Annotated in this window: 17 protein-coding genes and 7 pseudogenes; 13 read left to right on the top strand and 11 right to left on the bottom strand. The window is 57.1% G+C overall.

What is annotated here, in order from left to right; all coding sequences use genetic code 11:
- From thiO to FHX03_RS25565, 5 genes and pseudogenes are all read left to right on the top strand, one after another.
- Entirely contained in the window at positions 1–975 is a 975-nt protein-coding gene (gene thiO, locus FHX03_RS25545) for a glycine oxidase ThiO (RefSeq protein WP_131702560.1), read from the top strand.
- Positions 972–1,169, top strand: coding sequence for a sulfur carrier protein ThiS (gene thiS / locus FHX03_RS25550; RefSeq protein ID WP_131591212.1), 198 nt, complete (start codon positions 972–974; stop codon positions 1,167–1,169). The genes thiO and thiS overlap by 4 nt, the downstream gene beginning before the upstream one ends.
- Before the next feature lie 3 nt (positions 1,170–1,172).
- Positions 1,173–1,946, top strand: a complete 774-nt coding sequence (locus FHX03_RS25555; RefSeq protein WP_183856041.1) for a thiazole synthase — start codon at positions 1,173–1,175, stop codon at positions 1,944–1,946.
- Positions 1,943–2,272, top strand: a pseudogene (locus tag FHX03_RS25560) (thiamine phosphate synthase); the annotation flags it as partial. The gene FHX03_RS25555 and the pseudogene FHX03_RS25560, both read left to right, overlap by 4 nt.
- A 371-nt stretch (positions 2,273–2,643) precedes the next feature.
- Positions 2,644–2,824 (top strand): annotated as a pseudogene (locus FHX03_RS25565) (IS3 family transposase); the annotation flags it as partial.
- Positions 2,825–3,334: 510 nt separating this feature from the next.
- On the opposite strand, the gene FHX03_RS34620 reads toward FHX03_RS25565, so the two are convergent.
- From FHX03_RS34620 to FHX03_RS25575, 3 genes and pseudogenes are all read right to left on the bottom strand, one after another.
- Positions 3,335–3,589, bottom strand: coding sequence for a CrpP-related protein (locus FHX03_RS34620; protein WP_131702558.1), 255 nt, complete (start codon positions 3,587–3,589; stop codon positions 3,335–3,337).
- Between the two features lie 374 nt (positions 3,590–3,963).
- Positions 3,964–4,192, bottom strand: a pseudogene (locus FHX03_RS34625) (ornithine cyclodeaminase); the annotation flags it as partial.
- On the bottom strand, positions 4,177–4,638 hold the full coding sequence (locus tag FHX03_RS25575) for a peroxiredoxin family protein (RefSeq protein ID WP_183856043.1): 462 nt from the start codon (positions 4,636–4,638) through the stop codon (positions 4,177–4,179). The pseudogene FHX03_RS34625 and the gene FHX03_RS25575, both read right to left, overlap by 16 nt.
- A gap of 1,094 nt (positions 4,639–5,732) precedes the next feature.
- Between FHX03_RS25575 and vapB the strand changes: the two genes are divergently transcribed.
- Both vapB and FHX03_RS25585 read left to right on the top strand, forming a co-directional pair.
- Entirely contained in the window at positions 5,733–5,969 is a 237-nt protein-coding gene (vapB, locus tag FHX03_RS25580; protein WP_127431704.1) for a type II toxin-antitoxin system VapB family antitoxin, read from the top strand.
- Positions 5,969–6,388 (top strand): type II toxin-antitoxin system VapC family toxin, encoded by a 420-nt coding sequence (locus FHX03_RS25585; RefSeq protein WP_018496488.1) that lies wholly within the window; start codon positions 5,969–5,971, stop codon positions 6,386–6,388. The genes vapB and FHX03_RS25585 overlap by 1 nt, the downstream gene beginning before the upstream one ends.
- A 147-nt stretch (positions 6,389–6,535) precedes the next feature.
- On the opposite strand, the pseudogene FHX03_RS25590 reads toward FHX03_RS25585, so the two are convergent.
- Positions 6,536–6,862, bottom strand: a pseudogene (locus tag FHX03_RS25590) (DDE-type integrase/transposase/recombinase); the annotation flags it as partial.
- Here FHX03_RS25590 and FHX03_RS34630 point away from each other — a divergent pair.
- Together FHX03_RS34630 and FHX03_RS25595 are read left to right on the top strand one after the other, a co-directional pair.
- Positions 6,857–7,358 (top strand): annotated as a pseudogene (locus tag FHX03_RS34630) (ABC transporter permease); the annotation flags it as partial. The pseudogenes FHX03_RS25590 and FHX03_RS34630 overlap by 6 nt on opposite strands.
- Before the next feature lie 278 nt (positions 7,359–7,636).
- Complete coding sequence (locus FHX03_RS25595; protein WP_245007089.1) at positions 7,637–8,098, top strand: ACT domain-containing protein; 462 nt, start codon at positions 7,637–7,639, stop codon at positions 8,096–8,098.
- An 822-nt stretch (positions 8,099–8,920) separates the two neighbouring features.
- Here the strand turns inward: FHX03_RS25595 and FHX03_RS25600 are convergent.
- Complete coding sequence (locus tag FHX03_RS25600) at positions 8,921–9,154, bottom strand: helix-turn-helix domain-containing protein (protein ID WP_183856045.1); 234 nt, start codon at positions 9,152–9,154, stop codon at positions 8,921–8,923.
- A 564-nt stretch (positions 9,155–9,718) separates the two neighbouring features.
- Positions 9,719–10,558: pseudogene (locus FHX03_RS25605) on the bottom strand (sugar ABC transporter substrate-binding protein); the annotation flags it as partial.
- Positions 10,559–10,813: 255 nt separating this feature from the next.
- Between FHX03_RS25605 and repA the strand changes: the two are divergent.
- Complete coding sequence (gene repA / locus FHX03_RS25610; protein WP_183856047.1) at positions 10,814–12,079, top strand: plasmid partitioning protein RepA; 1,266 nt, start codon at positions 10,814–10,816, stop codon at positions 12,077–12,079.
- A gap of 211 nt (positions 12,080–12,290) precedes the next feature.
- Positions 12,291–12,578, top strand: a complete 288-nt coding sequence (locus tag FHX03_RS25615; RefSeq protein WP_246622862.1) for an iron-containing alcohol dehydrogenase — start codon at positions 12,291–12,293, stop codon at positions 12,576–12,578.
- A 179-nt stretch (positions 12,579–12,757) separates the two neighbouring features.
- Here the strand turns inward: FHX03_RS25615 and FHX03_RS34635 are convergent.
- Positions 12,758–12,929, bottom strand: a pseudogene (locus FHX03_RS34635) (carboxymuconolactone decarboxylase family protein); the annotation flags it as partial.
- A 1,086-nt stretch (positions 12,930–14,015) separates the two neighbouring features.
- Here FHX03_RS34635 and FHX03_RS25620 point away from each other — a divergent pair.
- Positions 14,016–14,957, top strand: a complete 942-nt coding sequence (locus tag FHX03_RS25620) for a hypothetical protein (protein WP_183856050.1) — start codon at positions 14,016–14,018, stop codon at positions 14,955–14,957.
- A 7-nt stretch (positions 14,958–14,964) separates the two neighbouring features.
- The gene (locus FHX03_RS25625) at positions 14,965–16,353 is read left to right on the top strand and encodes an ATP-grasp domain-containing protein (protein ID WP_312865346.1); all 1,389 of its coding nucleotides are present in this window, start codon (positions 14,965–14,967) and stop codon (positions 16,351–16,353) included.
- A 535-nt stretch (positions 16,354–16,888) separates the two neighbouring features.
- Here FHX03_RS25625 and FHX03_RS35125 read toward each other — a convergent pair.
- From FHX03_RS35125 to FHX03_RS25640, 4 genes are all read right to left on the bottom strand, one after another.
- On the bottom strand, positions 16,889–17,056 hold the full coding sequence (locus FHX03_RS35125) for a DUF7007 domain-containing protein (RefSeq protein WP_375337144.1): 168 nt from the start codon (positions 17,054–17,056) through the stop codon (positions 16,889–16,891).
- Between the two features lie 595 nt (positions 17,057–17,651).
- Positions 17,652–19,439: a hydantoinase B/oxoprolinase family protein gene (locus FHX03_RS25630; protein WP_183856052.1), complete on the bottom strand. Its 1,788-nt coding sequence runs from the start codon at positions 19,437–19,439 to the stop codon at positions 17,652–17,654.
- A gap of 12 nt (positions 19,440–19,451) precedes the next feature.
- Positions 19,452–21,530: a hydantoinase/oxoprolinase family protein gene (locus tag FHX03_RS25635; protein WP_183856054.1), complete on the bottom strand. Its 2,079-nt coding sequence runs from the start codon at positions 21,528–21,530 to the stop codon at positions 19,452–19,454.
- Between the two features lie 98 nt (positions 21,531–21,628).
- Positions 21,629–22,711 carry a branched-chain amino acid ABC transporter permease gene (locus FHX03_RS25640; RefSeq protein WP_183856056.1) on the bottom strand — a complete coding sequence of 361 codons (1,083 nt, stop codon included), beginning with the start codon at positions 22,709–22,711 and terminating at the stop codon, positions 21,629–21,631.
- Between the last annotated feature and the right edge of the window lie 3 nt (positions 22,712–22,714).

Raw genomic sequence — 22,714 nt, forward strand, 5'->3', positions numbered from 1 at the left:
ATGCGTGTGCTTGTCAAAGGCGCCGGCGTTGCCGGCCTGACGGTGGCGCATGAACTGCGCGCTCGAGATGCCGAGGTCACCGTGCTCGATCCATATGGCAGTTTCCTCGGCGCTGCATCGTGGCTCGCGGGCGGAATGTTGGCGCCCTGGTGCGAGCAGGAGAGTGCTGATGGCGCCGTGCTGATGCGCGGCCTCACCGCCGCCGACAAATGGGACGCAATGGTGCCTGGAGAGGTGCGACGAAACGGAACGCTCGTGGTCGCGTCGGCCCGCGATCTTGGTGAACTGAGACGCTTTGCCTGCCGCACGACCGATTATGAATGGCTGGAAGAGCCGGCGATCGCGTCGCTGGAACCCTCTCTTTCCGGGCGATTCCGGCATGGGCTGTTCTTTCGCCGCGAAGCCCATCTCGATCCTCGGCGAGTGTTGTGTCTGCTGCGCACCAAGCTGACGGTTCAGGGGGTCACCTTCGTGGGCGAGAGCCCGCACGAGGAGAGCTTTGACGGTGTCGTCGATTGCACGGGCGCAGCGCAGATCGGCGAGGCGAAGGAGTTGCGCGGCGTTCGCGGCGAAATGCTCTACCTTAGAAGCTTTGACGTGGATCTCTCCCGGCCGGTCCGCTTGCTCCATCCGCGTTTCCCCGTCTACATCGTCCCGCGTGGAGACGGTCTGTTCATGGTCGGCGCGACGATGATCGAGACGGAATTCGACGGGCCTATAGTCGCCCGTTCACTGATGGAACTGCTCAACGCTGCATACACGCTAAATCCGGCCTTTGCCGATGCAACCATAATCGAAACGGGTGTCGGAATCCGCCCAGCCTTTCCGGACAATCTTCCACGTGCAAGCCATCAGGGGAAGGTGATCTCGCTCAACGGCCTCTACCGCCACGGCTTTCTGCTCGCGCCAGCCATGGCCGCCGAGGCCGCTGAACTTGTCTTCAACCAACACACTACGGGAAGGAACGCCCCATGAAATTAATCGTAAATGGCGAGGCTCTGGATGTCGCGGCTGAGACGCTGTCGGAGCTTTTAGTCTTGATGGAATACGAGGGTGATTGGCTGGCGACAGCCGTCAACGGTGAGCTTGTCCATCGCGAAGACCGGTTCGATCGATCGCTCAACGACAATGACAGAATCGAAATCCTGTCGCCGATGCAGGGAGGTTGACTGATGCTGACGCTTTATGGGTCCGAAATTACCTCCCGTCTGCTGCTTGGCACAGCGCGATACCCCTCTCCTGCCGTCCTCGCCGAGGCTGTAAGGCAATCGGCGACGGAAATCGTCACCATCTCGCTTCGTCGTGAAATGTCTGGCGGCCGCAGTGGGGGCACCTTCTTCGAAATGGTCCGCGCGCTCGGCGTTCGTATCCTACCCAACACCGCAGGTTGCCACAGCGTCGCGGAAGCGGTGCTGACGGCAAGGATGGCACGCGAGCTGTTCTCCACCGACTGGATCAAGCTCGAGGTTATCGGCAACCATGATACGTTACAGCCGGATGTCTTCGGTCTCGTCGAGGCGGCTCGCATTCTCGTCGGTGAAGGTTTTGGAGTCTTCCCGTACACGACGGACGATCTGGTTGTGGCCGAACGACTGCTGGACGCCGGCTGCAAGGTGCTCATGCCTTGGTGCGCACCGATCGGCAGTGCCGCCGGGCCGCTCAATCCCACGGCGCTCAGAGCAATGCGGGCCCATTTCCCTGACGTGTCGCTGATCGTCGATGCCGGTATCGGTCGGCCGTCGCACGCAACTGCGGTCATGGAGCTCGGTTTCGATGCGGTTCTGCTCAACACCGCCGTTGCCGGCGCGGCAGATCCCGCCGCGATGGCAGCCGCCTTTGCCGCGGCAATCGCCGCCGGCAATCAAGCCTTTAACGCCGGACTGATGGAGCCGCGCGACATGGCCGTACCCTCCACGCCGGTGATCGGAAAGGCGGTGTTCACTTGAAGCGCGACCCGTTTTACCTGATCGTCGACAGCGCCGAGTGGATTGCCCGACTGGTACCCTCTCGGCATCAAGCTGGTACAGTTGCGCATCAAGGATCGTCCGGAGGCTGAATTATGTACCGAGATTAGTCGCGCAGTAGCAGTCTGCGCTAAATCGATGTGAGCTGATCGTCAACGACCACTGGCGGCTTGCGATCGAGGAAGGTTGCGGCTTCGTCCATCTCGGCCAGGAGGAACCTTGCGAGAGCGGACCTCGGCGCGATCCGAGCCCTGAAACTTGGCCTCTCATCGCACGACGAACGCGAGCTGGAAACCGCACTGGCGGCAAGCCAGGTCCTTTCTTCCGAGCCGGTGAGCCTTTCGCCGCAAGTGTCGCCGCCAGTTCCCACCCCCGTCGCAAGCCGAAGTGGGAGCAAGAGCGGAGATAGTTAAGGTTAGCTGGTCGTCGTATTCCTCATTATAGTGGCCTTCCTTTCTTCCGGAGAAAATCAAGGAAAAGCAGCGTTGAGCCGGTTCGATCCAAGGCAGCGATTGCATAGGCAGATAGCCGTATTGGAGCGGAGCCGCTAAGCGAGCAGGAATTGGGTGGAGGCCGGATGATGTCGATAACGCACGCCCTTGGCCGTCATTGGACGCTCAACTTCGATCGTTCAAGCTAACACTACATCTCTCGCCGTGCCGATCAGGCCGGCTTGGAACGGCGTATTCGCGAGATCTGCGAGAGTGCGCTACGGCTACCGTCGGGGGCATGTGCTCTTAGAGCGTGAGGGTTGGGGCATGGCCATGGACTTCGTTCACGACCAACTGGCGACCGGAAAGAAGTTGCGGGTTCTGACGGTGATCGACACCTTCTCGCGCTATGTGCCGGTGCTTGATCCGTGTCACATAAGCATTCCGACTCCGGCAATGCCCTGTCGCGTCGCGATACCGAACTCCGCCAAGTGCCCCGGAAGGCATTCACCAGCATTGTGCGCTGCCACGCGCGGTTGCATCCTGTTTGACGTTCGAGTTCCACCATCCTTAAGGCGTCAAGACTATGAGCTCAGGCCGCGCCGTTCTTCGGCCGATTCCTTCAAGACGACGGCCGCTCAACGGCCTCCGCAGGTTTCTCGAACGCCCTGGCCCAACCTGCGGGCCATGAGCGTATCGCGCCGAGGCAATTCTCGAATGTTTGTCCGTCGCTCTCCGCTTGGGAATGATCAGTGCATCACTCGCTAGGAGCTTCCCGACCGGCTGAACGCTCCTGCCAGATTCGGAAGCTGATTGTGGGCCGTCGCGAGTTTGCACCGCAGTTGGGCAGCCGGCGGCGACCCGATGGTGAAAAAATGCCGATCCTTTGCCGCGACGGGTCTGAAAACTTCTCGTCGCTAGCGAACCACCACAATAACGTTACGCATCATGCGAACGCCGTTTGGCAGAGGCCAATTCCTGGAAGTGCGAAACAACCCTTCCTTCGCGGCTAGCGTCCTCCGCTTCCCAACCGAACTTCCACGCGTCGTGTCGCGCAAGCCGATCTCCGAGAGCGCTGCCATCACCAGTAGGCGTCCTGTGGGCGGCGAGGTATGGGTTCTCGTGAGCCTTCAGGCCGAGCACCCGCGCTCTTGAACCTGCTTCCTGTATATCGATCAGCTCTTCAATTGTCATACGCGATCCCCCCAGGTTGTCGGCGAACGGTATCATCGCAGTCTGCGCATGCAAGCGAATGCCAAATAGTGCGGTAATTCGGGACAGTTGTTCGTGGAGAGTGCCTCCGGTCGGATGCTGGCTTGCGGCGTGACCGATGAGGTCCGTCTGGCGCTGGTTCGTGGCCGTAGATCGCGCACGCACCTCACAGATACGGGCGGCACCCGCATCGTTACATCGACTCGGCTCTTCGGACTTTCCCGCATATTTCGTGAAGCGGGCTCGCGGCTTTCCGAATTCACCAGTGGGGTCGGTATCTTGTTGCCGACCGCACTATGTGGCCAAAAATCCTCATACGCTCGAACCACCATCCCGCCTTGCATCTCTGCGCCGATGGCGAAGCCGACGCTGTCGAACACCGTGATCTGGTCGGCGCTTCCACGGCCGTCCACTCTACCAGTCATCAAAGTTCGATAGAGGATGCTGGACCGGCAACTGCTGGATCTGGCCTTCGATGCGGCTCTGGGGCGGATACTCCAAAAAGATGTCCGAGCGCAGGAGGATATCCTTGCTAAGTTCCGTCTCGCCAGGCATCCCCACCACCGCGTTCATGTGGATGCCAGGCTGACATGGTTGTCCACGGGCATGTCCGGATCACCTATGAAGGCGATGCTGCCGTCTCGGCCGACAATGAACGCCTGTGGAAGATGGAAAGACAGGCTGGCTAACAGCCAATGCTTAGCCATTTCGCCTGAGTGGTCGAACCCGATCCGAATTTTCGTATTCGGGAGCCATTTGGTTACCCATTTGTCCACCTGAGCTAGGGCCTCGTTAGCCGTTTCAGCTTCCTCATTTGCTGCGACCCCGATGAGTTCAACTCCCATGTCGCTGAATTCCTCCTGCACCTGCGCCAAGTGGGACAGCACCGGCCCGCAATATCCGCAGGTAGTCGAAAAGAAATCGAGGATGTAGATCTTGCCGAGCTGGAAGTTGGAAAGCGGATCGCCGCGGAGCCAGTGCTGCACGTTGATCGACGGGGCTGGCGAGCCAATACTTATATTAGAGGTCATGTTTTATTCTCCAAGGTTCAGGAATGGGTGTGTTCAGGAATGAGTGTGTTGAGGATCAGCTCGAGTTGCTTCGAGTTCAAAACGTGGCGCGCGTTCCATCTGTGGGACAATATACGCCGGTGATCTCGTCTCCTGAAATGGCTTCTGCGGGTACGGACCATCGTGACAGTATCCTTCTTTTGAGAGAGTGCCGGTGTCCTCATCGTGACAGGAAGCGCCGACTTGATGCAGATGGAGCAGGAGCGACGACGTCGAGGGCTTCCTCGCCGGGGACGCCAAAGATGTAATCGACCCCCTCATTCAATCGCCGAGACAAGGAAGTTGGACCCCTTGACCATGCGCGGATTCTCAAAATGAGCAAATTTACCTCCTGACGGATTTCTATATGCATTTTGCTTTTAATCCGTCGGAACGATATAGAACAGCTATATGCCCGTCAACAGCCAAAAAGCTGCCGCGCCAACAAACTTCCGGCTCCATCGAAAGGCCTTTCGTGCCTAATTGAATTTTCTTTTAGTGAGGGCATAGCGAGACAATTTCCGCAGCGAGCTCCGCGGTCCGGCGTCGGCTCGCCTTCGGCCAGGAGGAACGATCGCCAGGATGTCGGTTGCGGAGATCCGCCGCAAAGCGGAGATCAGCCATACATCTGCAACACACCGCCCTTTGTCACGGTCGACGACATAGGTGCCCGTCATGCCAATCGCAATCTCGATACAACACAGATCGGCGGCGAACATTTCACCGCCTTTCGCACTACGCCGTCGAAGTCGCGGCTGCCGGCGACATTGGCGCAAGCACCGGCCTATCGTAAGAGCGGCATGTCACGGGTGAGACGCGCATACGCCTTCTACGGATGCTCCTTGCAAATGTGAGCGCGGCATCGCAATCGTCTGTCTAGATTTGGACGGGGCAGGAACGAACTGTTACCCGAATGGGCCAATACCCGCTGGCGGGTGGACCAGCACACGATTCGGCACGAGCGACCTCAACCTGTTGCGAGATGCTCCCGTCCAAGCGCTAAACGTACACACTAAGGATGTACAAGTTGGAAAGCCTAAGATATAGTACATCCACGTACACACAAGGTTGATGACATGCACACCACTAAAGCTTTCAAGAATGGAAATTCCCAGGCGGTTCGCATACCGGCGGAACTGGCGTTTGAGCGAACCGATGTTGAGTTGGAAATCGAGCGTATCGGCGACGAGCTTCGCATCCGTCCTGTGCATCGCTCCTTGGCCGGCGTTCTGGATGTATTCGCCCGCTTCTCTCCGGATTTCATGCGCGACGGAAGAGAGTCCCATGAGCAAGAGGAGCGGGATAAGATCTGATGGCGCGTTACATGCTCGATACGAACATGTGTATCTACCTGATGAAAAACCAGCCGGAGCAGGTCGCTCGCCGCTTTGCCAGTTGCTATGTGGGGGACGTGGTGATGTCCGCCATCACCTTCGCGGAACTCGAGTACGGTGTTTCCGCATCCGATGATCCGGCACGAGAACTTGATAATCTCACCGCCCTGGCCGAGCTGATCACGGTAGAGCCGTTTGGGATCGCAGCAGCGCGTGCCTACGGTCCGGTCCGAATGGCGACGAGAGACCGGAAGAAAGATCATCTCGACAAACTGATCGCATCGCATGCGATCGCTCTGGACACGGTATTGGTGACCAACAACACGCGGGACTTCCTGGCGTATCCCGGACTGAAGCTCGAAAACTGGCTGGACGCGGAACGCAGAGAAACCAATTAACCCGTCCCAGCGGCTATGCCGTGAGAGGCGGGCAGGGAGTGGACCTTGACGGGGGTCGTGCTAAGAGTGCCAACGACCAAGGTGCGATCGGCGAAAAGGGCGATGTCAAATTAACTTCTCTAGGTGCGTTTGCGGTATGATGCGGGCTCAGGCCGTCACTGCAGTAGCCATTTTCCGTTGGGCGAACGCATCGAGACGATGCAGGTGAACCGCGATGGCGGAACGCGTTTGGGTGTGAAGGGACGACGAGATTTCGCACGGCCGAGAAGATGTTGGTGAAGCGTTGCAACGCACCCGATGAGCGAAATCGTTGCATCATCCGCTGACGTTTTCGCAGCGGCAAATGCGAATTCTCGGCACGATTGTTCGGGCCCCTTGTGCGATCGATGGTCGAGTAGGCATGACCTGCCGCCGTGCCGCTCCATAGGAGCGGAGCTTGTCGGTGACGATGCGCTTCGGCAGGTATCCTTGCTTCCAGCAGGCGTTCGGCCGCCTTGGTCTTGCGTAATTCTGACCTACCCTGTTCCGTCCTATTCCCTTCGTTGGTTTGAGGAACTGCTTCCGGCGGACACGTGGCGGCGATCGATCGTCAACAGCCTGATAATTGGTGGCGGGACTACGTTGTTAGCCACCTTACTTGAAATGGCGGCTTCTTTGGGCCTTCGAGCTCAAACCCTTTTGTTGCGCGGACATTCCGCACACTTTTCCGTCTGCCAATGGTGGTGCCTGCGGTGGTGCTTGGTGTTCGGATGCAGGTGCTTCTCGCTCGACTCGGCCTGACGAATACCTACTTAGGGTCATCATCACTCATACAGTTGTTGCCGTTCCATTCGTTGTCATCAGTATTGGCGGAGCACTTTCCGGAATCGACGGCGAACGGAGCTTGCATCGCAAAGCCTCGGCGCCTCGCCGTGGATTGTTTTTCGCCGCGTAACGTTTGCCACTTGCAATGCCGGGAATTCTATCCGGTGCTGCGCAGCCGAAATGGCTCCGCACCGCAACCCGCCGCTACCGAACCAACAACAGCAACCAAAAACCGCTGGAGCGAACTCAAAACTGGATAAAACTTGAGGGCAAGGTCAAAACCTGTAATCACAGCTTCAGGCACTTGTCGAAGTCCTTCGCAACGCAAGCTTTGAGCGACGGAATCGATCCAACATCGACAATCTGCCTTATGTCAGTTAAGGAAATCTCATTTGTTCGCTCCCGGTTCCCGTCCTACACAATGACTGACCACCTTAAGACACGATGATTATCGACAGCGGGACCGCTAAAATGACTACTGTGTTGCGAGACAAGTTCGAGATGCTGTCGAATATGAAGCCCTCGCTCGAAGACGGCGAGTATGTGTTCTGCTCGTTACCCAATGAAGGGAGCAAAGTTCACAATCTAAACCCGATCGCGACATTTCATGAAAGAGAAGGCTTGGCAGTCGTCCTCGAGAAAGGAGAGGCGCACGGAGCGGGGTTCGAAACTTCACTTGCGATGCGCCAGATCACTCTCAATGTGAATTCTGCGCTCGATGGCGTCGGCCTCACGGCGGGCGTCGCTGCCTGTCTCGCAGAAGCTGGCATACCGTGCAACATGGTGGCTGCATATCACCACGACCATATTTTTGTGCCGGCGGGCCTAGCTGATCGAGCATTGCAGCTCCTGATATCGCTGCAGGGCGACTCCGCGCGGGCGATGCGCAATGTTGACGGACAATAAGTCGCAGAAGGCCCACGAAGCTTCACTAACTTTGCGAGCAAGCAGCAGCACAGGGTAATATAGAGCCGTCAAATCTGCGGCGGATTTTGTCACACACTGGGGCGAGCGCGTATGAACCTAAAAGGCGGGCATCGACGTGGCACGCTCGTCGCCCGGCGGCAAGGACTGCATTTCCGAATTGGCACTAATCTATCGTGGACGGGTTTCGGTCAGGAGACCGGTTTGCCACTCGCTATGTATCGACTGGCACCCATCTACGCCCATTTGGGTCTTTGCAGCCGATAAATCGGGCCGAAGCTGTGCCGCCCGACAGTTCAATGCAGTTGACTACCAATCGACCGAAGCAACCGATCAGCGTTCTGACGGACATATAGGCAATGCAGGCGAGAATGTGGGCAAGCCAGGCTTGGGCTTCGATCCCGTTCACAATTGGCGATCGTCGTGACAGAGTCTGGGCGGAGAAATCTGCTCGTACGCACGATTATGCGCCCCTACACCAAGCGCGAGCTGGCCCACGACCGAGGCCATCGCTCGGCGCAGGACCATTCAACCCAATATCCAGCGTCGTCCCGGCCGTCGCTCGACCGTTGTCAGGAGCCGATCTGCAGGCGATCACGCCGAATTTACGAGCGAAAGAACTGCGCCAGCCGCGCCATTCCCCTTGAAGAGTCAGCTGGTTGCCGAACATCACAGCCGAGGTTCCCTGCCCTACCCTTGAAAACCGTGCCCGAGTTGAACAGCATCCCATTGAAGCGCCCCGTGAGTTGCTGCACCCACCTTCCTTGAAAAAGGTGCAGCCGTGGAAGAAGTTGTTCAACGATGTCAGCGCGGCGCATCGCATATCTTTTCTAGAATCCCTAGAGCGGATGCAGTCCTTCGAATCCTGGACGCGTCGAAATCCGCGTCATTCTCCAGAGCTGTCACCTCTGCCACAGTCAGACCAGTGGTTTCTGCGACGTCGTTCAGCGAATAGCCACGAGCCAGGCGAGTTTCTGCAAGCAGAGCGCCAACGGACGGGGCAACTGGGGGTTTCGCAATCTTCGAGACCATGTTCATGTCGATTAAGGCTCCTTTTGGCAGCCGGAAAACGTGCATCCGTTTTCTAGCTCCACCGCTGCCGACCGCGTCCGGCAACGGACAGTTTCTTCGAATTCCGCAGGCGCACTTTCTACCAGTTTGTGCAGCAGAGTACAGGTCTGACGCCATGAAGGGCGGACACCCTTGCGTAGCAGCCGACGAGAGGTAACCCAAGCTCCCAACTGCGGCGCACACTCACGACGGCCGACAAGTAGCTTCTGATCTGGCAGGAGCGTTCGCCCCGGTAGGGAAGCTCGTAGAGAGTGATGCACTGATCATTTCCAACCGGAGAACGATGGACAAACAACTCGAGAGTTGCCTCGGCGCGATACGCTCGTGGCCCACAGATTCGGCCAGAGCCTGTGAGAAACCTGCCGGGCGCTGTTGATCGGCCGTCGTCTTGAAGAGATCGCCTGAGAAAGGCGCATAGGGATCAAGCGCAGCAGCCTGAGCTCAAGGGCCTTTCATCTTTAAGGATTTGAGGAACTTCGATCGCCCGAAAAGATGATGCGGGCAAAGCCCGCATCCTGCTTGGCACTCGTCTCAGTTCTTGGCGACGAAGTCCTTGACGTTGGCAGGCGTCACGAGCTGGAAGGGAATGTAGACCTTCTTTTCGATCTTTTCGCCCTTGGCGAGCTTGAGCGCCGCATCGAGCGAGCCCTTGCCCTGGCCGGCGGCATCCTGGAACACCGTGACGTCGAGATCACCGGCCTGCATGGCGGCAAGCGCGTCCTGCGTGGCGTCGACACCGCCGACGACAACCTTGCTCATATCCTTGCCGGCCGCCTTCAGCGCCTGGATGGCGCCGATCGCCATTTCGTCATTGTTGGAGATGACGGCGTCGAACTCGATGCCGCTGGAGAGCCAGTTGGTCATCAGGTCGGCTCCCTGGGTACGATCCCAGTTGGCCGTCTGCTCTTCGACGATCTCGATGCCTTTGCACTCATCGGTCTTGATGACGTCATGGACGTCCTGGGTCCGCATGCGCGCAGCCTGGTTGGAGAGCTCGCCCATGATGACGACGGCCTTGCCCTTGCCGCCGAGAATACGGCAGATTTCCTTGGTTTCCAGCGTGCCGGATTCCAGCTCGTCGGAAGCGACGAAGGCCTGCTTGTCCGGCAGCGTGTCGACGTTGACCGGCTGACGGTTGACGTAAACCAGCGGAATGCCGGCATCGGCTGCGAGCTTCGACATTGCCGTGGTCGCATCGGTATCGACAGGGTTGACGATGATTGCATCGACCTTGGAGGCGATGAAATTCTGGATCTGGCTCTGCTGCTTGGAAACGTCGTTCTGCGCGTCTTCGACCTGCAGCGTCACGCCGCTCAGTGTCTTTGCATAATAGGTCATGCCGTTGCGCAGAACCGTCAGCACGGCCGGATCGATTGCTTCACCTGCAAAGGCCCCCGCGATGGAGGAACATACTTCCGCTCGAAGACTGACCCACGCCCGAGCCCGAAGCGGGCCGCCGAGGAAATGCTTCGCTGCGCTCTCACGAAGAGGAGCAATACAACTACATCAGATGAGGCTGACGAAAGGCCGTCTCGATAGAGCGATGAGGCGAAGCATATTGACTGCTGCCTACGTAATGTCGTAATAGAACCGTCATTCATTACAAAACCCGTCACGAGGTTATTTATGCCACAATCCGAGAAACCAGACGATGAAGAGCGTATAGTGGAGCGCGTTCGGCGCCATAGCGATAGTATTTGGGCTTCCATAAAGGCGCAGGGCGTGGCTGCCAGAGCACCACTTCCAGACCTCAGGACCTTGCGCTCGTTCTCGTTGGGCGAGGTCGCTGAGATTCTCGGTGTGTCGGGTAGCTATCTGCGCCAGTTGTCAATTGATGGGCAAGGCCCGACACCCGAGCTTGGGACCGCAGGACGACGCTCCTATACACTTGAACAGATCAACGAACTCCGTAATCATCTCGCTTCAGCCCGTCCAAAAGAGGCTTTGAAGTTTCGCCCGCGGCGACGCGAGGGTGATAAGCTGCAGATCATCTCGGTAGTCGCCGGTCCCGCAAGCACCACCACATCGTTTTATCTGGCTCAAGGCCTTGCACTTCAAGGTTTCCGCGTCCTCGCTATAGATCTCGATTCGCACGGCTCGTTATCTAAGATGTTCGGTTTTTACTACTTTGGTTATCCAGTCCACAATGCGAGCATCTATGCGGCGATACGCTTTGACGAGCATCAGGAAAGTATGCGGTCAGCAATCCAACCCACCCTTTTTGATGGTCTTGATCTCGTTCCGGGCTCTGCCGAACTCTCTTTTTTTGAAGAGGAGTGTGGCCGGCGCTTCCGTAGCGAGAAATTGAGGTACCCGGACGCTAGCGCCAGGATGGTGTCTGCGCTTAAGGAAGTTGAGGCGGATTATGATGTGATCGTTCTCGCCTGCGGAGATGGAGACTTTCTGACCGCGGGTGCATATGAAGCAGCAACCAGCGTTCTTGTGACGGTCCGCCCTGAGATGCCTGAGATCGTGTCAATGACCTCGTCCCTCTACTCTTTCACGCATTTCGTCGCACTGATCGAAAGGGCTGGGAGGACCGTAAATCATGATTTCTTCAAATATCTGGTGACAAGGCACGATCCGCGTGACGTCTCACAGCAGAAGTCAATCGCAATGTTGCGGGAATCCCTGGGGGATGATCTGTTGACAGCAACCGTCTGGGAGTCGGACGCGATCCGGCAAGCGCGGGACAAAGGCCGATCATTGTATGAGCTCTCAAGCGGAGCGGTAGGCCGATCGTCGTACGAGCAAGCGATGAAATCGCTGAATTGCGCCAATGCAGAGATAATGGACATCATGTTCGAGGTTTGGGGCCGCGTCCCGTTCTATGTCTCGCTGGCTTCGCGCTCGACGACTGCAGGAAAGGCGAGTTCCGAATCCAGAGGCTAAGCAAGTGAACTCACGTATTTTGCGCATCCACGTGCGCTCGACGGATAAGGACCTCAGCAAGAAGATCACATCGGCAGAGGAAAACTAGCAAATGAGGTGTTGCAAGAACATCCCGCATTTGCGTGAGGTTGAACCGCGCCGGATTTACTCGGGACCATTTCGTTCAAGTTATGCGGCCATGGCTGCTTCCGCTTAATACCGCTCTTCAGCATTGGTTGATGGTATATTCCAGCGGGATATCGCGCTTACCGTGTTCGACGGCCTGGTCACCTACCCGCCATCGCATGTCATCGGAGCGGCGGCTGAACTTTGCCGCCAGCGCGGCATCGAAGCTGTCCTATCGATCGGCGGCGGCAGCGCGCCGCATACGGCAAAGCGCGTCGTCTATCTCTCGAAATCCCCGGGTTGGCTTGATGATATCTATGGTATCTACCTTGCCACCGGCGAGCGGCTGCCGCTTTTGCGGGCGGCGACCACGGCGGGCCGATCGCCATCGTAGCGACACCGCCGAACGGAAAGTCGTGATCTCGTCGCGCCTCATCAGGAGTAGGCGATCCTCGATTCCGAACTGACGCTCAGCATGCCGCCGTACCTCACCGCCCACGGCATATATGGTGCATGCAATCGAGGCCTACTCCGGTCGGCCGCCATCTACGTCGCGTCGCTGCCTGGTCGGCGGGCCGCGAGCATTCCAAGGTTGACAAGGCTGCGCTGCTTGAGGTCGAGGCCATTGTCGCAGCAGGCGGCACCCCAGCAATATTCACTGAGAACTGGAAGGGCGGGAGAAATCGTCGGCATTGCCGAGAGCCCGATTAACATACTCGTCCCCGAGCACCTTGCGCGGGCGCATTAATGATCGAAACCATTACGATCATTACACGCTCCAGCGCCGGTATCGATAAATGAACGGCCGGTTCGCCTGGATCTCTCACAGGGGAGGCGGGCAACAGCCATCTGGTGCAGCCGTGACGGTTCGCCAACGCGCTCGATCGTTGGAAGGCTTCGCCTGCAGTGCGCCATCGTCGCTGGAAGGTCGCAGATCCTCTTGTCGAGAATCGCCGCCGGGTTCGTCTCAATCCGTCGGTCTATGCCGGGCTCATGATTGATTTGCGAAGCGCCGTACCTGCAGTCGACGGGCGGAAGGGTTTCGGCTGCGACGATGTTTGGTGCGTTATGTCGCGCAGGACCATTCAACTCAATATGCAGCGTCGCCCTGGCTGACCAGATATCTGAACGTGCAATGATTCCCAGTTCCCGCAAGTGCATGGAAAAATACCTGCTGCTAGGTTTGATCTCCAGGACATGACGAACGCTCCGTCGCTACTCTCCGGGCGAAAGCCGGGGCCAATTACGACAGAACATGTCGGCGACCCTACAAAACCCCTCCCTACAGCGACAACGAAACACGTTCAATCTCTAGAGGTTACCGGCGCAACCTGATTGGCACGAGTAGTGCTCAGAGTAAGCCGGGTCCCTGAAGCCCGAATCTGATTGGGAGCTTAACTATGCACATCGTGGTCTGTATCAAACAAGTGCCGGACACTGCGCAGAGACGCGTCCACCCGGTGACAAATACGATCATAAGCCACTGCCGTCGAGGGTATGCTCGGCCGACGCTTCTTCTATGCATCGGCCTTGCAACTTCGCCCCGACTCGTTGCGGAGTTTAAGGTCCCTCTCTCTTCGGAATCAATCAATTGGCACGACGATCACAAGGACCGTTGTGACCAGCAATCGAAAATGAGGGGTGATTATAACGCAATACCTCAGCGCCGCGCTGATCCCAGCCAAAGCTTCGCCGTCAATCGCAATGGCGATCCGGTACCTAAGATTCCGGCACGGTGGCTCCGCAAGTCGCCGCTCGGAGAGGTGCACAGGAGGCTTCCGCGAAATTCCGGACAACCCGAAAGCCGCATACAAACGTCAGGAGTAGGGCTATGAACGAAGTTGTTGGCCATTACGTAGATTACGAAATGACTTCACCCCTTCAAATGGCGCGGCACTCTGCGCAAATAAAGCCAATGGGTGTCGATCTCGCAAGACGTGGACTTCTTTTGCTGACGACTTGTTTGCGAGTTGAAGTTTATGGCGAAAAGTTCGACGTCGAAAGCACGGATATCGAAGTATTCCGTGGTTTTCCACACAAGGTTGTTGAAGGATCAAACGCTGTCGCCCAGCGATTAGCAGAGATCTCCTCAGGTGCCAAATCCCAGATCCTTGGGGAGCCCTACATTCAAGAGCAACTTTCGAAAGCTGTGGGACTGCTTGATCCGGACCTTCGGATTTGCCGCATCTCGCGATTGGCAATTGACGTGAGTTGCGGGTCACGCGAGCGGCAGCGCTTCACGGCACCATTCAACTACGATCGAATTGTCTGCGACATGATCGCGGAGCAGCTTGGGGGTTCAGTTGTACCTGATCGCCTTTACGTGATCGGCGCCGGTATGCTCGGCCTCGAGCTTGTCAGTACTGGCCCGGGAAAAATGTTTCGCTCAACTGTCGTCGTTACGCGGAATCCCAAAAATCTTCGCAAACGTCTCGGTTCCAGGTTAAAAATAGGAGTCGACATGATGCGTCCAGGAGAGATCGGGTGCATACCGGAACCGCATTCCGCCGTTGTCATCGCAACCGCTGACGTAAACCCAGAATACCAAGCTGTTCTTCAAGACGCTCTTCTACGGCTGGCACCGCTAATTGTAATAGATCTCTCGTCAATCCCGGTGTTGCAGGCAGCCGCAGTTGCGAGGCTCAACTATGTGACCATGTACGATCAACAGTTTCTCCAGCGTATAGCGGAGAACAACAAGTATCTTATGTCCAAGCTGCCGCAGCTTCAATCCGATATCCAGACCAGACTTCTGGCGGGGGGCATACCATGACTGAGACTTGCAAATCATTCCACTCAATGATCGGAGGGACTCGATCGGTACACGTGAACCTCTGCATCCGGAGAAATGGCTGCAGAAACCGGTTTTTTTGGAAACCCGTCGCGGACGCCCAGATAAAGCTCGCACATCAAAGGTCACCACGATGAAAAGAAAAGCACTCATCCTCGTTGAAGGTTCGAGGAATAATGGTCAAATGTATGTTCACGCGGCACAACGCCAGGGACTTCATCCAATTACGCTGGCCACTGATCCAACCGACTATCACTACATTATTGCGGAAGGCAGTGAGGCGATAGCGGTTGATACCGAGGATTTCCATGCGATGTTGCATGAATGCCTCAAGCTAGCTGCAACTTATGATATCGCCGGAATTACGGGTTTTACCACTCGCGGCGAATCAATCTATGTGACCGTCGGAAAACTATGCCGACACTTCAATCTGCCGGGCCCTGATCCTGAATGTGTCGAACGGTGCTCTGACAAACTCGCTCAACGTCAACTCCTCATGCAATCCGGTTTACCGGTTCCAGGTTTCCGGCGGGCAACTAGTGCAAAAAGCGTGAATATGGCAGCGACCGACATAGGGCTGCCGGTTATTGTTAAGCCAGCAATGGGCAACGGCAGCAGCGGCGTACGGTTATGCCGCGATGCGGGCGAGCTCGCCGAACATACGGCCTACCTGCTAGGAGAGACGATCCCACGGCGTTCTTCGCAAACGATTCTTGTCGAGGAATTCGCACAAGGCCCTTTCTACGACGTCGTAACAATGGGGAATGAGGTTGTTGCCGTCGGTTCCGGCTACTTCGGTCCCCCGCCGCATTTTGTCCCCTACCAGAGTATTTTCCCGGCCCAGCTGACCGAGGAACAGTATGATCAAATTTCGGATATCTCGTTACGATGCCTGCAAGCACTAGGTCTTGGCTGGGGCCCAGCCAACATCGAATTGCTTTGGACCGAAAGCGGCCCCGTCATAATGGAAGTCAATCCACGTCTTCCAGGGTGGACCACTCCACGGCTGATTCAGCTTGCCCACGGTGTGGACATCATTGAGCAGCATATCAAGTGCGTGATTGGAGAAGAGTCTGATCACCCCATAAGACAATCCCGCGCTTCGGTAGCCCAATTTTTAGCGCCCGATTGCGACGGCACGCTAGCCCACATCCGCGGTATCGACCTTGCCGCCGCTGTACCAGGAATCGCTGAGGTCGCCTTCTATGTTGAGCCCGGTGTTTCCCTTGTCCGGAGAGGCGATTGCTCGGATATAATTGGACATATTATCGCCAGCTCGGCCGATCTCACTGGGGCTGAAGCGATCCTTCGGCGATCTATCGACTTAATAGATTGGGAGGTCACACCGGTGGATAAGGGGAAACAGCTTGGGACTTGACCTGCATACACAGCCCCTTCTGTGATGTCTGATATGCAATAGACCGTGGTTGCTCTTTTAGGCACCGATAGCACCAATGAGCCACGCGCCAGCTTTGCCTGGTGATTTTGGCTCCCGGTTCATGGCTGGCGCGGCGCTCGGCGTAACGGCAACCGCCTAAATCATGCGGCGAGCGAAAGCGTTGCAATTGGCAGGCAATACAGAGTCGGGAACGACCGCGTCTTTGGGATGACGAAAAAAGCTAGACATTGTCATATCTCTCGGTCGGGGAGGTGCATGACCTTCACACTCATGGGCCGCGGTTTTCCGTCGGCCCTTTTTTCTTTGCCAAAACACGTCGCATGGTGTTTAGAGAAAAGCGGGGTCGAAGCCCCGCGGCTCGGCTACTCAAACGCTGACATCTGGGCAGTCGCGGCTTGTCTGTCGAGTTGGAGGGCTGCCCGAGATCGTGCTTGAGAACCGCGATGACGGACCCAGTCATTGAGATGGCGACATTCGAATTCCTGCCTGTCGCGCACATGAGACTGACGGCCGTTCAGTGTGATGCCCGTGACGCGCTCTTAGGCAGTAGGGGAATTGTCGCGAGTCTGCGATCGGCCACCCGCCGCTCATAGCCGTTGAACAGCCGCGGGAACGCATGGGCAACCTTCGCCCATTCACAATCCTCCCAATAAAACCTGTCGTCATTTGTCCCGTGGAGCACGGTATTGACTTCGTAGATGGCCCGCCAAAGGAAGGTGGGCCCGATGTCCTCGATCGCCTATGCTGGCGGTTCAGCCTAAACATCTTCGACGTGAGATTTGGAAGGACTTCTTCGTCACGCTGAACCGCATGTTGACATGGGCGGAATGGATAGTGACACCACAGTTTTATTCCGGGATAGCTTATCCGCTGCTCGATTTTCATGCCGTTCGAGAGCATCACTCTTAGCCACCCTCCTGGTTGAGTTCCAGCGCCTACCTATAACCACCGGCTCTTAAGCGTCACTCCTGATGATCTGCGCGATCATCAAGCGACCTCAGGTGCTGCACAGTAAGCTTTTTGATCTCCCCGCCCGGCTTGGTGGCTTTTCTACCCACACAGGCGGCCGCTACAGCCTTAATTCCAATTGGACCATAATCAGCCCTCAGTCCATCAGGCGCTCTGTCTTCATTGAGTGCGGCGTCTTTTCCGACCTGAGTATTTTTGCTTGAAGAATGCATCGTTACCTCTCGGCCATTGAAAAAGCCGCGCCCGAAGGCGCGGCGAAGAAGGCCCGCCGCTTAGTGTGCGGGCCAGGGAAGTGATGAAGGTTGTTCTCAGATGGTCGCCAGAGCACGTCGTTTCTCGCCGGTGGCCTTCACATCAACTTTGGAACCATCGCGGACGGGATAGCTGTCGAAGATGACCCCATAGACGTCGGCAGCCCTCTCCTCGGTCTCGTACCGTTCGAGGACATCGTTCAGCACGCGCTCGGGATCACGTTCCAACGGCGAACCGTACCCGCCGCCGGAGCAATCGATTCCGCGAACGGCATCACCTGGAGCCAGCTCGATGCGAGCTGCGTTAGGCAGCTTGGTGCTCTCACCGTTCTTACGGATGACGAAGCGTTCTGCACGGGCACCATCGAGACCACCCCGCACGCCCTTTGGTGGTTCTTCCTGACCATCGCCAGGGTACATCACTGTCATCGCGTCTGATTTAATCCCGAATTCGATTTCAGCGCTCGGCGCTCCACGGAAGCGCCCTGCCCCGCCCGTGCCAGGGAGAAGAGCCAGACGCCGAACTTCCAGCGGATGCTTCAGTTCGTCGATCTCGATAGAATCTCGATACATTAGACCTGCAACGACCGGGATGCCGTAGGTTATCCAACCATCGGCCTTTGGAGACGCCGGACCTCCGTTAATGTTGAGATGGATTTGGTTGATGAACGGAGCACCATTAAAGCGCGGGTCTCGACCGGATACGACCGCCATACCGATGCCTGGGCCAACCGCCCCTTCGGCCAACCCCTGCCCATCCCCAAGCTGAGCGAATGCCGCCCCCGTGAGATTGATCATACGGTCCGACACGTTGGTTGTCGCGACCGAGCAGGAATGCGGGAACTTCGGGATGCCAGCCACCGCACCTTCGCGGAGATGGACGCGAACGCGACGGAATGAACCCGCATTTTGCGGAACGTCGCTGTTCAAGCTGTTGAACAGACCGGCCAAGACGGCGGAGGTCGCTGTGGCTTCGCTCTGGTTGAGACCGCAATCGACGTTGTCTATATTGTCGCGAAGGTCAATGTCGATGTAGGCCGAGTCCGGATCGACCGTGACCTTCACCTGGAGCGGGATACCTTCAGGAAGGAATGGCATGCTGTCATGTCGCCCATGATTTTCAAGTTTAGCCGCTGGAAGAGAACGGACGGCGTTGACCATGCGCTGCTCCGAATAATTAAGCCAGGATGTGATAAAAGTCTTGATCGTTTCCTTGCCGTACTTTGCGCACATCTCTTTCAGACGACGCTCAGCGATGCGAGCAGAACTAATCCCGGCCATGAAGTCACCGTACCACTGCGATGGAACCCGGATGCGCTTCTGCATCATATTCACGACGTCGCCCACCATCTTGTAATCGCGCTGGATGCGTACGGCCGGGAAAATCAACGCCCCTTCTTCGTAAACGTCCTTAGCCATCGACATGTAGGTCGTCGGTAGGCTGTTGCCGCAATCGGCCTGGTGAGCCTTTGCGACTGCTGTAAAATGGTGCTCGCCCTCGAAGAACACAGGCACCATGAAAGCGTGGTCGGCGGCGTGAGTATTGCCGGAATATGGGTCGTTATGCAGATAGCAGTCGCCCTCGGCGATGTCCGGGTGATTGTCGCACATTACTTTGGTCTGCAAGTCTGTTCCGAAAATGTGGATCGGGAGGCCCTCAGCGCTGGCGAATAACTCGTTCGTGGCGGTCACGATAGCGCACGAGAAGTCACGGGCGGAGTTGATGACGGCGGACCGTGCCGTCTTCAGCATCGTATTGGTCATTTCTCGGACGATGCCATCGACCCGGTTGGCTAGAACTGCCGTTAGGACGGTATCGAGCTTAGAGTTATTAGTGTCGGTCATATCAGGCCTCGGTCAGAACGTGAGAAGATAATGGCCATTGGCCGTTACGCGGGCGGTCATGTCAGGGAACACAACGACGGTTGTCGTGGGCTCTTCGATAATGCATGGTCCATGGAAGATCATGCCGGGCTTAATGTTGTCGCCCTGATGAATCCTGGTCCTGGCTGGATTACCGGAACCGAAGAAGCAGTTGCGGTACATTTCCGGACCGGAGAAACTCTCCGAGTATCCGACCGGCTCTTTGGCTGTCTGCGAGATGCCCGTTTCGACGCTCAAGCGGGCCTTCCAGCTGATGAATTCGATGGAGCTCCCTTCGTCGCGCATTTCAAAGAGACGCTCGTGTGTGCGGTGGAAGCTCTCGATGAGTGCGTTCCTCGCCTCGTCAGACGACAAGTCGGGATCGACCACCGGTGTCGAGATTTCCCAAACCTGGCTCGCGTAACGAGCTTCGACGAAATACTCAATGCGGTGCTTGGTGCCTGGCGGTAGGTTCGTTAGACCGGCGTAGAAGGCGTCAAGCTTCTCGGTCAGACCCTGCAATGTGTTAGCCAGACCGGCGCTGTCGAAGTTGGCGCTTGTCGTGAAGTGGGTAACAGACTCCTCCGTCAGAATGTTCGCGAAGTGCATACCGGACGCTGACAAGGCAGATGCCTGCTTCGGGAGCAGCACGTTGTTGCAGCCCAACTCCTTTGCAATCAGCATGATGTTGACGCCAGCGGCCCCGCCCCCGGCAAGAATGACACTTTCGCGCGGATTGATACCCTGCCCGATGGTGATGTCGTGGATCGCCTTGATCATTACTTCCGAAGCCAGGCTCAGGATGCCGTATGCGGCTTCTTCAATGGACCGACCAATGCTTGTCGCAACCGTTTCCACAGCTTTGCGGGCGGCTTCGTTGTCGAGCGTCATCCGACCACCCAGAAAGTAATCAGGGTTGAAATATCCCAGCACACAGGCGGCGTCCGATACCGTAGGCTTCTGACCCCCGCGTCCGTAGCAAGCCGGCCCGGGAACCGAGCCAGCCGAGTGAGGACCGACGCGCAGAAGGCCACCGTCATCGATCCAGGCAATGGAACCACCGCCAGCGCCTACGGAGCGGATATCGACGGAGGAGATTCCGAGGAGATGACCGGTCCATTCTCCACCCAGCCAGGTGTCACGCGAGTAGACGAGCTGATTCTCTCGGACGAGACCGACGTCGAACGTCGTTCCGCCGGTATCGCAGACGATGATGTCGCCGCCGCAGTTCTCGATGGTGCTGAACGCACGGGAGGCTACCGGTGCCATCGAGGGACCGGACTTCGCGAGCTGGATTGGCTTGCTGATGACGTCGGAAATCTGGTTGCAGCCGCCAATTGAGGTCGAGACTAGGACGTCTCCTTCGTAACCCGCTTCGCGCAAATCGCTGTTCAGGCGACGGAGATGCTGTTGCATCAGGGGCTTCAGCGACGCGTCGATTGAAGTGGCGGAAGCGCGACGATACTCACGAACAATAGGGATCAACTGGTGCGACAATGTATATGGCAAACCCGGAAGGTGTTGCTCAATCAATTCGCCAATGCGCCGTTCGTGCGCAGGGTTCGCCACGGACCAGATCAGGCTCACAGCAATGGCCTCGTAGCCCTCCTCCTTCAACTGCAGCAACACCTTGACGGCGTGAGCTTCGTTGAGGGGACGGCTTACGGTACCTTCCGAACTCATCCGCTCGTCGATTTCAAAGGTCCGGCGACGAGGAATGTACGGTTCCGGGAAATCGACACTGAAGTCGTGGGGATTGCGCTTTCCACCTTCCTTGAACACCAAAACATCCGGGAAACCATCCGTCGTCAGGAACGCGGTCTTTGCACCCTGGCGGGTAACAATCGCGTTCGTGGCGCGCGTGGTGCCGTAGATGAACAGCGAAGTTTCCGCAAGCAGCTGGATCAGAGTCTTGCCGAGCTGCTCCGCTGCGTTGGCGATTGAGTTGCTGACGCCTTCGAACGCTCGATCCGGCGTGGTCAGCGATTTACCGATGGTCAGATTGCCTTCGGGGTCCGATACCACCACGTCAGTGAAGGTGCCGCCGGTATCGACCGAAATACGATATGTCATTGGGTTCTCCGTCAAATTCACGTGCGGCAGCGCCGCCAACAAAGGCCTTCACGAAATATCGCCCTAGAGCGATTGCCGCGTGCGATAAATCCAAGCTGTCAGTGTGTGGCAGTCGCCGTTTGACTGGCATCAGCTAATAATTTTTCCGAGTGGCGCTTCCTGCCGGTCAGGGCGAAAAGTTCGCGTCCACCAGCGATGCCACCGGGTCTGAAGATCAGAATCAAAGCCATGATGATGCCAAGACCGATCTCCTGGCTGCCGGGCGGCAAAGCAATTGAAGTGCTGCCGAGCGTAAAACCCCTTTCCAGAGACCGGAGAACCTCGACGATCACCGTCACGACGACTACTCCGGATACCGCCCCGGTCAGGCTGCCTACTCCACCGACGACGAGCATCGCCAAGGCGATAAATGTCAGGTTGAGGTAAAAGGCATCGATAGCCAGAATTCCGAGGAACTGGGCATAGAGACCGCCAGAGACACCGGCTACGGCAGCGCTCAGTACGAAAGCAATTAGTCGAACCCGGACCACGCGAACGCCGGAAGCTTTGGCAGCAACCTCATCGTCCCGGCAGGCTCGCAGCATGATGCCAAATCGCGAGGTCTGAAACAGGTTGGCGACCAGAATTGCGAAAATTGCCCCACCAGTTGCTACCCAAGGACCCACGACCGTCGGAATGCCGATGATTGAGCTGACACCGGCGGTGACGCTATCCCAATTGGCAAAAACGCTGTTCACGATGATGAGGAAGGCGAATGTCGCAATCGATGCCGCTATCCCGTTCAACCTCATTATGGCCAGGCCGAACAGGAGCGCAACGATAGCAGGTAGTATAGCCGAACCGACCATTGCCATCCAGAATGGATACTGGTTTTCCTGCAGGAACATCGGAAGCCCCGACAGCATCATTTGCTTGAACATCGGTTCTGCAGTCGCCCAGCCGACCGCGTATGCGCCTAAGCAGGAGAACGCGACGTGACCGAATGAAGTGATCCCTGAGTTACCAATGAAGATGTAAAGGCCGACCACCAGCGTCATTCTGATCAGCATTTCTGTGACGGAGGTTGCAATGGCCTCATCGCCAACGAGCGTGGTGACAAGTGCGATTGCTGCGACGGCCAACGACAGCACGACTGCTGAAGAATGCTGGCCGAAAAGCAAAAGATTTGTGTGTCCCTTCATGGC

The organism is Rhizobium sp. BK456 (assembly GCF_014194045.1).
GTDB lineage: Bacteria > Pseudomonadota > Alphaproteobacteria > Rhizobiales > Rhizobiaceae > Rhizobium > Rhizobium redzepovicii.

What these genes read in the sequence shown, in the direction of transcription:
- FHX03_RS25585 (WP_018496488.1), top strand. Translation starts at nt 5,969, where the DNA reads ATGGCGCGTTACATGCTCGATACGAACATGTGTATCTACCTGATGAAA.
- FHX03_RS25640 (WP_183856056.1), bottom strand. Translation starts at nt 22,711, where the DNA reads ATGAAGGGACACACAAATCTTTTGCTTTTCGGCCAGCATTCTTCAGCA.
- FHX03_RS25620 (WP_183856050.1), top strand. Translation starts at nt 14,016, where the DNA reads ATGAACGAAGTTGTTGGCCATTACGTAGATTACGAAATGACTTCACCC.
- FHX03_RS25630 (WP_183856052.1), bottom strand. Translation starts at nt 19,439, where the DNA reads ATGACCGACACTAATAACTCTAAGCTCGATACCGTCCTAACGGCAGTT.
- thiS (WP_131591212.1), top strand. Translation starts at nt 972, where the DNA reads ATGAAATTAATCGTAAATGGCGAGGCTCTGGATGTCGCGGCTGAGACG.
- vapB (WP_127431704.1), top strand. Translation starts at nt 5,733, where the DNA reads ATGCACACCACTAAAGCTTTCAAGAATGGAAATTCCCAGGCGGTTCGC.
- FHX03_RS25575 (WP_183856043.1), bottom strand. Translation starts at nt 4,638, where the DNA reads ATGACCTCTAATATAAGTATTGGCTCGCCAGCCCCGTCGATCAACGTG.
- repA (WP_183856047.1), top strand. Translation starts at nt 10,814, where the DNA reads ATGCCACAATCCGAGAAACCAGACGATGAAGAGCGTATAGTGGAGCGC.
- FHX03_RS34620 (WP_131702558.1), bottom strand. Translation starts at nt 3,589, where the DNA reads ATGACAATTGAAGAGCTGATCGATATACAGGAAGCAGGTTCAAGAGCG.
- FHX03_RS25600 (WP_183856045.1), bottom strand. Translation starts at nt 9,154, where the DNA reads ATGAACATGGTCTCGAAGATTGCGAAACCCCCAGTTGCCCCGTCCGTT.
- FHX03_RS25635 (WP_183856054.1), bottom strand. Translation starts at nt 21,530, where the DNA reads ATGACATATCGTATTTCGGTCGATACCGGCGGCACCTTCACTGACGTG.
- thiO (WP_131702560.1), top strand. Translation starts at nt 1, where the DNA reads ATGCGTGTGCTTGTCAAAGGCGCCGGCGTTGCCGGCCTGACGGTGGCG.
- FHX03_RS25595 (WP_245007089.1), top strand. Translation starts at nt 7,637, where the DNA reads ATGATTATCGACAGCGGGACCGCTAAAATGACTACTGTGTTGCGAGAC.
- FHX03_RS25555 (WP_183856041.1), top strand. Translation starts at nt 1,173, where the DNA reads ATGCTGACGCTTTATGGGTCCGAAATTACCTCCCGTCTGCTGCTTGGC.